13 protein-coding genes are annotated in these 12,709 nt (G+C 70.9%); 10 read left to right on the top strand and 3 right to left on the bottom strand.

What is annotated here, in order from left to right; translation table 11 throughout:
* The first annotated feature begins 81 nt into the window (after positions 1-81).
* Positions 82-1,134: a diacylglycerol kinase gene (locus VMS22_01445; GenBank protein HXJ32679.1), complete on the top strand. Its 1,053-nt coding sequence runs from the start codon at positions 82-84 to the stop codon at positions 1,132-1,134.
* Between the two features lie 16 nt (positions 1,135-1,150).
* On the opposite strand, the gene VMS22_01440 is transcribed toward VMS22_01445, so the two are convergent.
* Positions 1,151-1,918 (bottom strand): right-handed parallel beta-helix repeat-containing protein, encoded by a 768-nt coding sequence (locus VMS22_01440; GenBank protein HXJ32678.1) that lies wholly within the window; start codon positions 1,916-1,918, stop codon positions 1,151-1,153.
* A gap of 192 nt (positions 1,919-2,110) precedes the next feature.
* Positions 2,111-3,712, bottom strand: coding sequence for a hypothetical protein (locus VMS22_01435; protein ID HXJ32677.1), 1,602 nt, complete (start codon positions 3,710-3,712; stop codon positions 2,111-2,113).
* Between the two features lie 155 nt (positions 3,713-3,867).
* Between VMS22_01435 and VMS22_01430 the strand changes: the two genes are divergently transcribed.
* From VMS22_01430 to VMS22_01390, 9 genes are all read left to right on the top strand, one after another.
* Complete coding sequence (locus VMS22_01430) at positions 3,868-4,896, top strand: methyltransferase (protein HXJ32676.1); 1,029 nt, start codon at positions 3,868-3,870, stop codon at positions 4,894-4,896.
* 72 nt (positions 4,897-4,968) lie between these two features.
* On the top strand, positions 4,969-5,751 hold the full coding sequence (locus VMS22_01425) for a transketolase (protein HXJ32675.1): 783 nt from the start codon (positions 4,969-4,971) through the stop codon (positions 5,749-5,751).
* Positions 5,751-6,677 (top strand): transketolase C-terminal domain-containing protein, encoded by a 927-nt coding sequence (locus tag VMS22_01420; protein ID HXJ32674.1) that lies wholly within the window; start codon positions 5,751-5,753, stop codon positions 6,675-6,677. The genes VMS22_01425 and VMS22_01420 overlap by 1 nt, the downstream gene beginning before the upstream one ends.
* Positions 6,674-7,360, top strand: a complete 687-nt coding sequence (locus tag VMS22_01415; protein ID HXJ32673.1) for a glycosyltransferase — start codon at positions 6,674-6,676, stop codon at positions 7,358-7,360. The genes VMS22_01420 and VMS22_01415 overlap by 4 nt, the downstream gene beginning before the upstream one ends.
* Positions 7,357-8,523, top strand: coding sequence for a DUF4915 domain-containing protein (locus tag VMS22_01410; protein HXJ32672.1), 1,167 nt, complete (start codon positions 7,357-7,359; stop codon positions 8,521-8,523). Before VMS22_01415 ends, VMS22_01410 begins: the two co-directional genes overlap by 4 nt.
* 13 nt (positions 8,524-8,536) lie before the next feature.
* Complete coding sequence (locus tag VMS22_01405) at positions 8,537-9,469, top strand: sulfotransferase (GenBank protein ID HXJ32671.1); 933 nt, start codon at positions 8,537-8,539, stop codon at positions 9,467-9,469.
* 1 nt (position 9,470) lies between these two features.
* Positions 9,471-10,433: an SDR family NAD(P)-dependent oxidoreductase gene (locus VMS22_01400; GenBank protein HXJ32670.1), complete on the top strand. Its 963-nt coding sequence runs from the start codon at positions 9,471-9,473 to the stop codon at positions 10,431-10,433.
* On the top strand, positions 10,430-11,107 hold the full coding sequence (locus VMS22_01395) for an MIP/aquaporin family protein (protein HXJ32669.1): 678 nt from the start codon (positions 10,430-10,432) through the stop codon (positions 11,105-11,107). Before VMS22_01400 ends, VMS22_01395 begins: the two co-directional genes overlap by 4 nt.
* Positions 11,104-11,502: an arsenate reductase ArsC gene (locus VMS22_01390; GenBank protein ID HXJ32668.1), complete on the top strand. Its 399-nt coding sequence runs from the start codon at positions 11,104-11,106 to the stop codon at positions 11,500-11,502. The genes VMS22_01395 and VMS22_01390 overlap by 4 nt, the downstream gene beginning before the upstream one ends.
* 4 nt (positions 11,503-11,506) lie before the next feature.
* Here VMS22_01390 and VMS22_01385 read toward each other — a convergent pair.
* Positions 11,507-12,709: tetratricopeptide repeat protein (locus VMS22_01385; protein ID HXJ32667.1), on the bottom strand; the 1,203-nt coding region annotated here is incomplete at its 5' end.

Here is a 12,709-nt window from a genome sequence, read left to right as displayed (position 1 = left end):
GCGCGACGCTCCGTCTGCGGCCGACGACGGGCGCTTCGGCCCCTCGCGACAACGGCCGCCCCGCTCTGCTAGGAGACGCACATGTACCGCGTCATCCAGTGGAGCACCGGAAACGTCGGAACGTACGCGCTCCGGCACGTCATCGACCACCCCGAGCTCGAGCTGGTCGGGGTGTGGGTGAGCAGCGACGCCAAGGCCGGCAAGGACGCGGGCGAGCTGTGCGGCCGTCCCCGCACCGGCGTGGCCGCGACCAGGGACGCCGCCGCGCTCCTCGCCATGGACGCGGACTGCGTCTGCTACACGGCGACCGCCGACCTGCGCATCTTCGACGCGATCGACGACGTCACGAAGATCCTCGCCGCCGGAAAGAACGTGGTGTCGAGCTCGATCGTGCCGCTGGTCCACCCGAAGTCGTTCCTCCCCAACGTCCGCGACCAGCTCGCCGAGGCGTGTCGCACCGGCCGCTCGTCGTTCTTCACGTCCGGAATCGATCCGGGCTTCGCGAACGACCTGCTGCCGCTCGTCCTCTCGGGCCTCTGCGGCCCGTGGGAGGAGATCCGCGTCCAGGAGATCATCAACTACGCGACCTACAACCAGCCGCAGGTCCTGTTCGAGACCATGGGATTCGGACAGCCGATGGACGCCGAGCCGATCCTGCTCTCGCCGGGCACGCTCGCGTTCGCGTGGGGCGGTACGGTCCGCCTTCTCGCCGAGGGCCTCGGGCTCGAGCTCGAGGACGTGCGCCAGACGTTCGAGCGGCGCCCGGCGGTGAAGCCGATCCGCATCGGCGATCGCACCGTCGAGCCCGGCACCATGGGGGCGCTACGGTTCGAGGTGCAGGGCATCGTCGGGGGCAAGCCGGTCATCGTCGTCGAGCACGTGACCCGCGTCGACGACGGCCTCGCGCCGGACTGGCCGCAGGGCGAAGGCAGCTACCGCGTGCTGGTGAAGGGCGTGCCGTCCATGCGGTGCGAGTACGAGTTCTGGGACGAGAAGGGCGACCACGCCGTCGGCGGCGTGGTCCTCACGGCGACGCGCATCGTGAACGCGATTCCCGCCGTGTGCGACGCGCCGCCGGGGCTGCTCTCCGCGCTCGACCTGCCGCTCGTGACCGGTCGCGGCCTCCTGCGCTGAGCCGGGCCGGCCGGCGCTACCGGCAGTCGGGCGAGGCGGTCCCGAACGAGAGCTTCTTCACCTTGTTCGCGGCGCAGCCCTCGATGTCGTACACCCCGTTGCCCATCGAGGTGCCGCCCCTCACCGTGTTCCCCGACCCGCCGACGTGGATCCCGTCGACGCCGTTCTGGCCCGTGCTCGACAGGAGGAGCTTGTTCTTCGAGCCGCTCACCTCGATGCCGCTGTCCTCGTTGCCGTCGGCGCGATTGCGCATGAGCTTGTTCTTGCCGGCGGAGGTCGGCAGGTCGAATCCGTCGGCGCCGTTGCCCGTCGACACGTTGTCGGCGACCTTGTTCTTGGAGCTGCGCAGGTAGAAGCCGTCGTCGCCGTTGTTCGACGACGTAGTGCCGACGATCCGGTTCTTCTCCGCCTGCGCCAGCACGTCGACCCCGTCGTCGCCGCTGTTCTGCACCGTCATGCCCTGCACGACGTGCTTCCCTTGCCCCGCGAGCCCGACGCCGTTCGCGCACCCGATGACGGTCCCGCCCATGACCTTGGACTTCCTTCCCGTGAGCACGATCCCCTGCGGCAAGATCCCATCGCCATCGAGATCACTGCACGACACTGCAAACCCCGCCAGATCGAGCGATCCCGAATCGACGACGATCGCCGCATCCACCCCATCACAAGGCCCCACGTTCGCCGTCAGCGTGACCTTCTGCTTCGCTCCGACGGTACCCCCGCACGTGACCTGCGCCCCAGCCGCGAACGGCACCAACAGAATCACCACCACGAGGCGCGTCACCACTACCGAAGACTCTGCCCGAAGCGCCGCCGCCCGCAAGAGCACTCCCGCCGCGATTCGAAGCACGCGCGACCGACGTTCCTTCATGTGTGGCAGCGTTGCCGCGCCGGCTTCGCCGGCCGCGGCATGCTGGTCGCGCGTGCCACCGCCGCTACACCCTCGCCCCCGACCCAAGACGAAGTCTTGGGTCGGCTAATCCGACTTTCCCTTGAACTGCGTCCCGTCGTTGATGATCTGACCCGCGGGGGAGAACGTCGCGCCCCAGCACTGGCCGTTCTCGGACTGGAGCTGCACGATCGCCGGCAGCGTCAGCGAGAGCGGCAGCGCGGGCAGGTTCGAGCCCTTGCCCTTCATCTGCACCTTCGCCTTGCCGGCGAGGCCCGCCTTCAGCACGATCTTGTCGACGCCGAGCGGGTCGCGCAGCGGATCCTTGTAGGAGAAGCCCTTGATGCTGAGCGTCTTCCAGCACGCCTTGGTGCCGCAGAGGCCGCCCGCCGGTGCGGTCGCCTTCAGCACGAGCCCCGGCGCGTAGACGCACAGGGCGTAGTCGTCGGTGGTGTCCGGTTGGCCGAAGTCGACGGTGTTGGTCGCGGCGCCCTTCACCCACTTGTACTGCACGAGGTCGTTCGTGTCGGTCGGGCCCTTCTTCATCTGGAACTTCGATTTGAGCGGCACGGTCGGCAGCTTGCAGTTCGTCCGCGGACCTTCGACGCAGCCCATGCCCGCGTCGCACGTCTCGCAGAGCGGACATGTCTGCGTCGTGCCGCCGGCGCACACGCCGCTCGTGCACGTCTCCCCGGACGTGCACGCGTTGCCGTCGTCGCACGAGACCCCTTCGTTGCCAGCGTTGTGCGTGCACGCGCCGGCGCCGTTGCACACGTCGACCGTGCACGGGTTCGGGTCGGCGCTGCACGGCGTGCCGGAGGTGACGGCCGTGCAGTCGGTGTTGCAGCACGAGCCGGGCGTGCCGTTCGCAGGGCCGTCGTCGCAGGCCTCGGTGTAGCTGGGCCCGCTGTCGATGACGCTGTTGCCGCACAGGCTCGTGATCGTCACGGTGACGAAGTGCCCGTCGTCGGCCTGGGTGCGGGCCGGGCTGCCCGGATAGTCGCCGGCGGTCTCGGTCGAGACGTCCGACGTGCCGCCCAGGCGGATCGCGGCCTCGTCGCCGCCGCCCGACGTCGTGGTGGTGCTCTGGGTGAACACGAACCGCAGGCTGTGTGCGACGGGACCGCCGTTGCTCACGCCGAAGACGGTCGCGCTGCCCATGTCGCTGATCGCGACCGCGCCGCCCGCCGCGCCGCTCGCGCTGCCGGGATCGGCCAGGTCGAGGCTGCCCGACGTGAGCGTGCCGCCGGTGAGGAGACCGGTGATGCCGCTCACGTCGGCGACCGCGCTGCCCGGCCCGTCGTTCACGAGATGGAGGTCGCCCGAGAGGGCCGTGTCGACCGTCAGCACGTACGCGCCCGGTGCGGTCGCCGTGAAGTCGATCTGGTAGTCCGACGTCAGGGGCTCGATGCCGGCGCTGCTGCCCGCGCCGTCGCTGTCGACCGTGACCAGCGAAACGTAGCGCGTGACGAACGCACCGGCGGCGGAGGAGACGACGTCGACCACGCTCTCGCGCTCGCGGCTCGGGGTGGATGCCGTCCCGGCAACGAGCTCGTTCGGGTTGCTCGAGTTCGTGAGCGTCGGATGCGAGAGCTGGGCCGTGGCGGGGACGCCGCTCGTTGCGAGCGCGCCGGCGGCTACGAGCGCGACGAGAGCCCTTCGCGGCCAGCCGAACGTGCGAGTCGTCATCGTGATACCTCCGGAGGCGGTGCCTGTCGTAGCCAGCCGCGACTACCGCAGCCATCGGTGCGATAACACGGCGCGGCCCCTCGGCGTCAAGGAAAAATGGCGTGAAATCCCCGAGGGGACTCGCGGCGACGACGCGATCGGGCTAGGACGCGGTCATGGATGCGAAGACGCACGGCAATCCCGGGCCGTCGCCAGTCGAAGCGGTGCTGCAGCTGTCCACTGGCGTCTGGACCGCACAGGCGCTGTGGGCGGCAGCCAGCCTGGGCGTCGCGGACCAACTCGCCTCAGGTCCGAAGACGCGGGACGAGCTCGCCCGCGCGGCCGACGCCCAGCCGCGGGCGCTCTATCGCGTCCTGCGCGCGCTCGCATGCCTCGGCGTCTTCGCCGAGCGGGCGGACGGCCGGTTCGAGAACACGCCGCAGTCGGAGTTCCTGCGCTCGGACGTGCCGGGCTCGGTCCGCGACTACGTCATCTTCGCCGGCCAACCCTGGCACCTCGCTGCGTTCGCGGACATCCTGCACTCGGTGCGGACGGGCGAGCCGTCCGGCGAGCGCGCGGTCGGGAAGCCCCTCTGGGAGTTCTTCGCGACGGACGGCGAGCAGGGGCGCATCTTCAACGCCGCCATGACCGGGATCATCGGCGGCCGGGCCATGGCCGTGCGCGACGCGTACGACTTCTCCGGCGTCCGGACGCTCGTCGACGTGGGTGGCGGGCACGGCCTTCTGCTCGCCACGGTGCTGGCGGGCAATCCGTCGCTGCACGGCGTGCTGTTCGATCAGCCGCACGTCGTGGACGGTGCCGGCCCGACGATTTCGCGCCTCGGCGTGCAGGACCGGACGGCGATCGTCGGCGGCGACTTCTTCCGCGAGGTCCCCGAGGGCGACGCCTACGTGATGTCGCACATCATCCACGACTGGGACGACGAGCCGTCCGTGAAGATCCTGCGGACGATCCGTCGCGCGGCCGAGCCCGGGGCGCGACTCCTGCTGGTCGAGGCCGTGATTCCGGCCGGCAACGCGTTCTCGTTCGGCAAGATCCTCGACCTCGAGATGCTGGCGCTGCCGGGCGGGCTCGAGCGCACCGAATCCGAGTACCGCGCGCTCCTCGCGGAGGGCGGCTTCCGGATGACGCGGATCGTGCCGACGCGTTCGTCGTCCGAGATCGTGGAGGCGGTCGCTGCCTAGCGGACGAAATCGGACGACCGCGTTGACAGGGTGGGGGGCCGCAGCCTACACGCTCCCCGAGTCGGGTCACCAATGACCGGAACCGAGATCCGGCGCATCGTCATCCAGCAGTCGAAGCGTGCGAACGTGGGGCACATCGGATCGTCCCTGTCGGTCGCCGACATCGTCGCTGCGCTGTACGACGGCGTCCTGCGCATTCCCGCGCTCGACCACGCCGAGCGCGATCGCTTCGTGCTGGGGAAGGGGCATGCCGTGCTCGCCGTGTACGCGGCCATGTCCCTGCGCGGGTGGCTCACGCAGGCGCAGCTCGATTCGTACTGCGCCGACGGCAGCCTCCTCGGCGTCCATCCCGACCGGGAGCTTCCCGGCATCGACGTCTCGACCGGCTCGCTCGGCTTCGGCCTGCCGGTCGGCGTGGGCGCCGCGCTCGCCGCGCGCCTGCAGGGCTCGGATCGGCGCGTCTTCGTGCTGGTGAGCGACGCGGAATGCAACGAGGGGTCGATGTGGGAGGCGGCGATGTTCGCCGCCCATCATCGCCTGGGGCGTCTCACCGTCATGGTCGATCTCAACGGCCAGCAGGCGCTCGGCAAGACCGAGCAGGTGCTCTCGCTCACGCCGATGGTCGAGCGCTGGCGCACCTTCGGCTGGGACGCTCGCGAGGTCGACGGCCACGACGCGGCGGCGCTCCGGCGCACCCTGTCGGAGCCGGTCGCGGCGCAGGGGGCCCCGCGAGCCCTCGTCGCGCGCACGACCTTCGGCAAGGGCGTCTCGTACATGGAAGGCCAGCTCAAGTGGCACTACTGGCCCATGTCGGACGACGAGTACCGCCTGGCGATGGCGGAGCTCGAGCGCTGATGCGCGGCGCGTTCGTCCGCACCCTGGTCGAGCTCGCCGAGGCCGATCGCCGCATCGCGCTCCTCACGGGCGACCTCGGCTACATGGCGCTCGAGCCGTTCATGGAGCGCTATCCCGATCGCTTCTTCAATGCGGGCGTCGCCGAGCAGAACATGGTCGGCATCGCGACCGGGCTCGCCGAGGCGGGCTACGTGCCGTTCGTGTACTCGATCGTCACCTTCGCGACGCTGCGGCCCTACGAGTTCATCCGCAACGGGCCCGTCTGGCACCGCCTCCCCGTGCGCATCGTGGGCGTCGGCGGCGGATTCGAGTACGGGCCGCAGGGCCTCTCGCACCACGGGCTCGAGGACGTGGGCGTGATGCGCGTGCAGCCCGGCATGACGGTCGTGGCACCCGCCGATCACCAGCAGATGGCGACGGCGCTGCGCGCCACCTGGGACGTCGCCGGCCCGGTCTACTACCGCATCGGCAAGGACGATCGCACGGTCGTGCCCGGGCTCGACGGACGCTTCCGCGTGGGACGGGCCGAGGTGGTGCGCGAAGGCCGCGACGTCGCGATCGTCGCCATGGGCTCGGTGGCGAGCGAGGCGGCGAGCGCGGCCCGCATGCTCGAGGAGCGTGGCGTCTCCGCGCGGGTCGTGGTGGTCGCGAGCGTCCGGCCGGCGCCGGCCGACGATCTCCGCGCGGCGCTCGCGGACGTCCCGCTCGCGCTCACCGTCGAGGCGCACTACGCCGCGGGCGGCGTGGGCTCGCTCGTGGCCGAGGTGATCGCCGAAAGCGGCCTCCGCTGCCGGCTCGTGCGCTGCGCCGTCCACGAGCAGCCCGACGGCCGGTCGGGCAGTCAGGCGTACCTGCACAAGCTCCACGGGCTCTCCGCGGACGCGATCGTCGAGAGCGTGCTCGGGAACCTCCGCAAGACCCGATGACGGATACGTTCGTGTCCGTGGTCCTGCCGGTCTACAAGCAGGAGGACCACATCGCGGAGGTCGTGCGCGAGGCGGCCGCGGCGCTCGGCAAGATGCCGCTCCGTCACGAGATCGTGCTCGTGCCGAACGGCGGCCGCGCTGCCGACCTCGCGGCGTGCGCCGCGCTCGCCGCCGAGATCCCGTCCGTGCGCAGCGAGCCGCTGGCGAAGGGCGGATGGGGCCGCGCCGTGCGCTACGGGCTCGCGAAGGCGAAGGGCGATCTGCTCTGCTACACGAACTCCGCACGCACGGCGCCCCCCGAGCTGACCCTCACGATCCTCTACGCGGCGACGCACGCCGGGACGGTCGTGAAGGCGAATCGCAAGATCCGCGACCACTGGACGCGGCGCCTGGGCTCGCTGCTCTACAACCTCGAGTGCCGCGCGCTCTTCGATCTCTCGTGCTGGGACGTGAACGGGACTCCGAAGGTGTTCCCGCGCACGTGCGAGCGGCTCCTGCAGCTCACGCACGACGACGATCTCATCGACGCCGAGTTCGTGCGCGCGTGCCGGGAGGCGGAATACCCGATGCTGGAGGTGCCGATCTTCTCGACCCGGCGCTTCGGCGGCCAGTCGACGACGAACCTCCGATCGGCGGTGCGCATGTACTGGGGGGCGTGGGCCATGCGGCGCGCGAGCCGATGAGCATCCGCGAGCGCCTGCACGCGCACGCCGACGGTGCCTGGCGCGACCCGCGCGCCGTGGCCGCCTCGTGGGTCGGCGCCGACGGCATCGACGAGCGCCTGCTGCGGCACCGGACGCGCGGGCGCTTCTGGGAGACGCTCGCGGCGACCGGCACGACGCTCCTCGTGACGCGCGAGTACGAGCACCTGCTGGTCGCGCTGCACGCGGGCCGTCGGGGACCGGTCGTGTCGTATCTGCCGCTACCCCATCCGTCCGGCATCGCGGTCGATCGCAGGCGCGGCGTCGTCCACGTCGCGAGCACGCGCAACCCGAACCAGGTGCACGATCTCGTGCCGGCCGTGGCCGCGCCGCCGGTGGTGGGCGCCCGCGCGGAGCGGCTCGCGGGACGGCCGCTGGTACCGGTGCGGACGCGCGTGCTGCCGGGAGGAACCTACCTGCACGACCTGGCGCTCGTCGGCGGGCGCCTGCACGGCAACGCCGTCGGACGCAACGCCGTCGTCCGCATCGACGACGACGGCACGGCGACGCCCGTGTGGTGGCCGCGCTGCGTGGAGCGTCGCGGCAGGCCGCGCCTCGACCGCAACTACCTGCAGCTGAACTCGATCGCCGCCGGCAGGACGGTGCGCGGGTCGTACTTCTCGGCCTCGACCGATGCGATCGGGCGCCTGCGCCCCGGGCACCTGGACTTTCCCGTCGACCGGCGCGGCGTCGTCTTCTCGGGCGCGACGCGCGAGCCGGTCGTGCGCGGCCTCACGCGGCCGCACTCGGCGCGCCTGCGCCGCGGCGCGCTCTGGGTCGACGACAGCGGCTACGGCGAAGTCGGGACGTGCCGCGATGGACGCTTCGAGGCGATCGCGCGCCCCGGCGGATGGACGCGCGGGCTCGGCTTCTCCGGAGGCGTCGCGTGGGTCGGCACGTCGCGCGTGCTGACGCGCTTCCGGCAGTATGCGCCGGGTCTCGACCCGGACCGGTGCATCTGCGGCGTCCACGCGATCGACGCACGCTCGGGGAGGGTGCTCGGCAGCCTCGTCTGGCCGCTCGGCAACCAGGTGTTCGCCGTCGAGCCCGTGCCCGCGACCTGGACGAGCGGCCTCCCGATCGTCGCGGGCCGCCGCGAGCCCGCGCGGGAGCAGGGACTGTTCTACGGCTTCGTCACGGAGTAGGAGACCCATCGTCATGAGTCAGGATTTTCGCCTGTTGATGATCGGCGCCATGTACGAGAACGGCGGGAACACCACCCACCGCTTCCTGGACGGGCACCCCGAGCTGTTCGTCTACCCCTTCGAGTCACAGGTCGGCACGCGCCTCGTGCAGGATCACCTCACCTCGATGTTCCCGGTGAAGTACCGCTGGCCCGCGTTCCCGCTCGACGGCACGCCGGCCGGCGACTACCACCTCATCATCGACGAGGAAGGCAAGGTCCGCTCGCGCACGCCGCACGTGAGCAAGTTCCGCGACTGGCCGTTCGACATGTCGGACGACGCGCGCAAGGCCCGCTACGTCGAGATCGTGAACGGCACGGGCCGCTCGCGCGCGAACAACATGGCGGCCTTCTTCCGCGCCACCTTCGACGTGTGGAAGGACTACAAGCGCAGCGGCCGCGAGAAGGTCCACGTCGGCTACAGCCCGATCATCGTCGTCGACGCCGCGCAGATCCTGACCGACATGCCGAACGGCCACGTGCTGCACGTCGTGCGCAACCCGTGGTCGGCCTTCGCCGACACGAAGCGCCGTCCCGTGCCGCTGCAGCTCGCGACCTACATGCTCGGCTGGACCCTCAACCAGTACCACGCGCTGCTCTATCGCGAGCGCTTTCCCGATCGCCTCCACATCGTGCGCGCCGAGGACGTGATGCGCGACTCGGTGGGCACGCTCACGCCGGTGCTCGCGAAGCTCGGCATCGGCCCAGCGGATTCGCTGAAGCAGCCGTCGTGGAACGGCAACCCCCTCGGCACGGTCTACCCGTGGGGCACGATCCGCACGCCGACGCCCGAGGCGAACCGGGAGGAGGCCGAGACGCTCTCGGCGGCCGAGCGCGACGAGATCCGCCAGCGCACGTGGCAGTACCTCGAGACGTTCGACTACAAGGGGTTCCTGTCCGGGAAGTGACGTGCGCCGTCGCGTTCTTCTGACGGGAGGCACCGGCTTCGTCGGCGCGAACCTCGCCCGGCGGCTGGCGGACGACGGGCACGCGGTGCATCTGCTCGTGCGCCCGGAGCACGCGCGCTGGCGGCTCGAGGGGCTGCGCGATCGCGTGCAGCTCCACCGCGGATCGCTCGACGATCGCGCGTCGGTCGATCGGGTCGTGCGCCGCGTGAAGCCCGAGTGGGTGTTTCACCTCGCGGCCCACGGCGCCTACTCGTGGGAGACCGACCTCGATCGCATGGTGGCGACCAACGTCACGGGCACGATGCACCTCGTGCGCGCGTGCCTCCGCACCGGCTTCGAGGCGTTGGTCGCCGCCGGATCGTCGTCGGAGTACGGCTTCAAGAAGAAGGCGCCGTCGGAGCGCGACTGGCTGGAGCCGAATAGCCACTACGCGGTCACCAAGGCGGCGGCGACCCACTTCTGTCGGCTGACGGCGCAGAAGGAGCGCGTGAAGATCGCGACCCTGCGGCTCTACTCGGTGTACGGGCCGTGGGAGGAGCCGGGTCGTCTCATGCCGACGCTCATCGTGCGCGGGCTCGCGGGCACGCTCCCGCCGCTCGTCGATCCCAGGGTCGCGCGCGACTACGTCTACGCCGACGACGTGAACGAGGCCTTCGTGCTCGCCGCGGCGCGGCCGCACCCCGAGCCGGGCCCGGTCTGGAACGTCGGCACCGGGAAGCAGACGACGATTCGCCAGGCGGTCGACGTCGCGCGCCGCGTGCTCGCGATCCCGCAGAAGCCGGTGTGGGGCACGATGCCGAACCGGCAGTGGGACACCTCGGCATGGGTCGCCGACGCGCATGCGATCCGTCGCGCGCTCGGCTGGAAGCCGCGCTTCGGCTTCGAGCGGGGGTTCCGGCAGATGGTCGCGTGGCTGCGCGCGGAGCCGCTGGCGGCGCGCCGCTACCGCGCGGACCGATCATGACGCTCGCGCGCCGTCTGGTCGGGGAGGGGATCGCCACGGCGCTCCTGCTCGCGACCGTCGTCGGGTCGGGCATCATGGGCGAGCGTCTCGCAGGCGGATCGGTCGGGCTCGCGCTGCTCGCGAACTCGATCGCGACCGGCGCCGCCCTCGTCGCGCTCATTCTCGCCTTCGGGCCGATCTCCGGGGCACACATGAACCCCGTCGTCTCGCTTGCGGATGCCCTGCGCGGGCGTCACTCGTGGCCGCAGGCGGCGAGCTACGCGGTGACACAGGTGCTCGGCGCCGTCGTCGGTACCGGTACGGCGAACCTGATGTTCAGCGAGCCCGTCTTCGCGCTGTCGCGGCATGCACGAAGCGGCGGGGCGCAGGTGTTGAGCGAATTCGTCGCCACGTTCGGGCTGCTCGGCGTGATTCTGGGGTGCTCACGGGTAGGGCCGACCGCGGTGGCCCTCGCGGTGGGTGCTTACATCAGTGCCGCCTACTGGTTCACGGCCTCGACGTCGTTCGCGAACCCCGCGGTGACGCTGGCTCGATCGCTCACGGACACGTTCGCGGGGATTCGCCCGGTCGACGTGCCGGGCTTCATCGCGGCGCAGATCACGGGAGCCGTCGCCGCGACGGCGGTGTTCGGATGGCTCCTCGCGGGCGACGCATCGAAGGAGCATACGCGATGAAGACCGTACTGTTCGCCTGCGTCCAGAACGCGGGCCGATCGCAGATGGCGGGCGCCTTCTTCAACCTGCTCGCCGACGCGAGTCGAGCGCGCGCCATGTCGGCGGGGACCAGGCCGGCCGACCACGTCCATTCGCAGGTCGTCGACGTCATGCGCGAGGTCGGCGTCGACCTGAGCGGCGTTCGCCCATGCCTTCTCACACCCGAGTTGGCGTCGCAGGCGACGCTCCTCGTGACGATGGGGTGCGGAGAAGAGTGCCCGTTCGTGCCGGGGCTCGAGCGCGACGACTGGGCGCTGCCCGATCCACACGGCGAGAGCCTCGAGCGCGTGCGCGCGATCCGCGACGACATCCGCGCCCGGGTCGAGCGCCTGGTCGTCGATCGCGGCTGGCGCTAGCCGCTCACGGCCCGTTCCACCAGTCGACGAGGATCCCGCCGCGCCGGCGGCGGAGCTGCATGAGGTCCTGCTTCGCCATGCCGACGGCCGCTGGATCGGCGGCGAAGCGCCGGATGATCATCCGGAACCCGGCGCGCGCCCGGGCCATGTGGCCCAGGTTCCTCTCGCAGGCGAAGATGTGCCAGTAGGCGGCCGGTACCCACGTGCTGTGAGGGTCGGTGCGGACCAGGTGCTTGAACGCGCGGCGCGCGCGCTGCCAGTTGACCTGACGGTAGAACGAGGCGGCGTAGAAGAACGCGGCATCGGAGCCCGCGGTCGGGAAGCGGTCGAGGATCTTGCGGAAGTAGAGGCGCGCGCCGTCGTAGTCGTTCGCGTCGTAGCGCTTCATGCCGGCCTTGAAGAGCGCCGCGGGATCGTCCATGTCCGCGAGCGACGAGTAGTCCTCCGGCGGATCGAGCTGCGCGGGGCGCGTCGTCGCCGGCTGCTCGAGGCGCCACAGCCGCGCCCGCTCGGGCTTCGGGAGATACCACAGGACGCCGTACTCCTTGACGAGCTTCCACCGCGACGAGAGCGGCGCCTTGAACCACGCCAGGCGGTAGCCGTCGATGTGCGCGCCGTAGTGGACGAAGTTCGCGAGGCCCGTGATGAGCATCGTGCCGTCCGGCAGGGTGGGCTCGCGGGCGCGCAGCCACTCCTCGTACTCGGCGGCCGAGTGCTCGGTGTTGAGGATGACGACCTCGGTCGCCTGCTCGTCGGGGTCGAAGTAGAGGTCGCGGAAGTAGCTCGCGATGATCGCCTCGGCGAGGAGCATCGGGGGCTTCGCCATGCGTACGTCGTGCAGGACGGCCTGGAGATTCTCGCGGTAGTTGCGCCCGGGGCTCGTCGCCTCGGCCGACTGCAGGAGGTTCACCACGAGGAACGTGAGGCCGACGGCGAGCGACGCCGTCGCCGGTCGCACGGCGCCGATCGGGACACGGGCCAGGTCGAGCAGGAGCTTCGCCGCATGGAGCGCGATGGGGAACGAGATCGGCGCGAGGTAGCGGAAGATGCGCGGCACCGAGTAGTAGGCATCGAGCTGGAAGCCGTTCGGGAAGAACTCGAGCAGCAGGAAGAACGATCCGTAGAAGACGACGAGCAGCCGATCGCCGCGATCGAAGTGCAGGCTCGCAGGCCACGAGCGGGCGACGCTCGCGACGATCTTCACCGC

The organism is Candidatus Eisenbacteria bacterium, assembly GCA_035577985.1.
GTDB lineage: Bacteria > Desulfobacterota > Binatia > DP-6 > DP-6 > DATJZY01.
Note: the sequence above shows the minus strand (reverse complement) of the source record. Positions and strands in the feature narration are given on the sequence as shown.

Excerpts from the sequence above, each read along its gene's own strand:
- VMS22_01430 (HXJ32676.1), top strand. The coding sequence starts at position 3,868 with ATGGATGCGAAGACGCACGGCAATCCCGGGCCGTCGCCAGTCGAAGCG.
- VMS22_01425 (HXJ32675.1), top strand. The coding sequence starts at position 4,969 with ATGACCGGAACCGAGATCCGGCGCATCGTCATCCAGCAGTCGAAGCGT.
- VMS22_01405 (HXJ32671.1), top strand. The coding sequence starts at position 8,537 with ATGAGTCAGGATTTTCGCCTGTTGATGATCGGCGCCATGTACGAGAAC.
- VMS22_01395 (HXJ32669.1), top strand. The coding sequence starts at position 10,430 with ATGACGCTCGCGCGCCGTCTGGTCGGGGAGGGGATCGCCACGGCGCTC.
- VMS22_01390 (HXJ32668.1), top strand. The coding sequence starts at position 11,104 with ATGAAGACCGTACTGTTCGCCTGCGTCCAGAACGCGGGCCGATCGCAG.
- VMS22_01435 (HXJ32677.1), bottom strand. The coding sequence starts at position 3,712 with ATGACGACTCGCACGTTCGGCTGGCCGCGAAGGGCTCTCGTCGCGCTC.
- VMS22_01420 (HXJ32674.1), top strand. The coding sequence starts at position 5,751 with ATGCGCGGCGCGTTCGTCCGCACCCTGGTCGAGCTCGCCGAGGCCGAT.
- VMS22_01415 (HXJ32673.1), top strand. The coding sequence starts at position 6,674 with ATGACGGATACGTTCGTGTCCGTGGTCCTGCCGGTCTACAAGCAGGAG.
- VMS22_01445 (HXJ32679.1), top strand. The coding sequence starts at position 82 with ATGTACCGCGTCATCCAGTGGAGCACCGGAAACGTCGGAACGTACGCG.
- VMS22_01410 (HXJ32672.1), top strand. The coding sequence starts at position 7,357 with ATGAGCATCCGCGAGCGCCTGCACGCGCACGCCGACGGTGCCTGGCGC.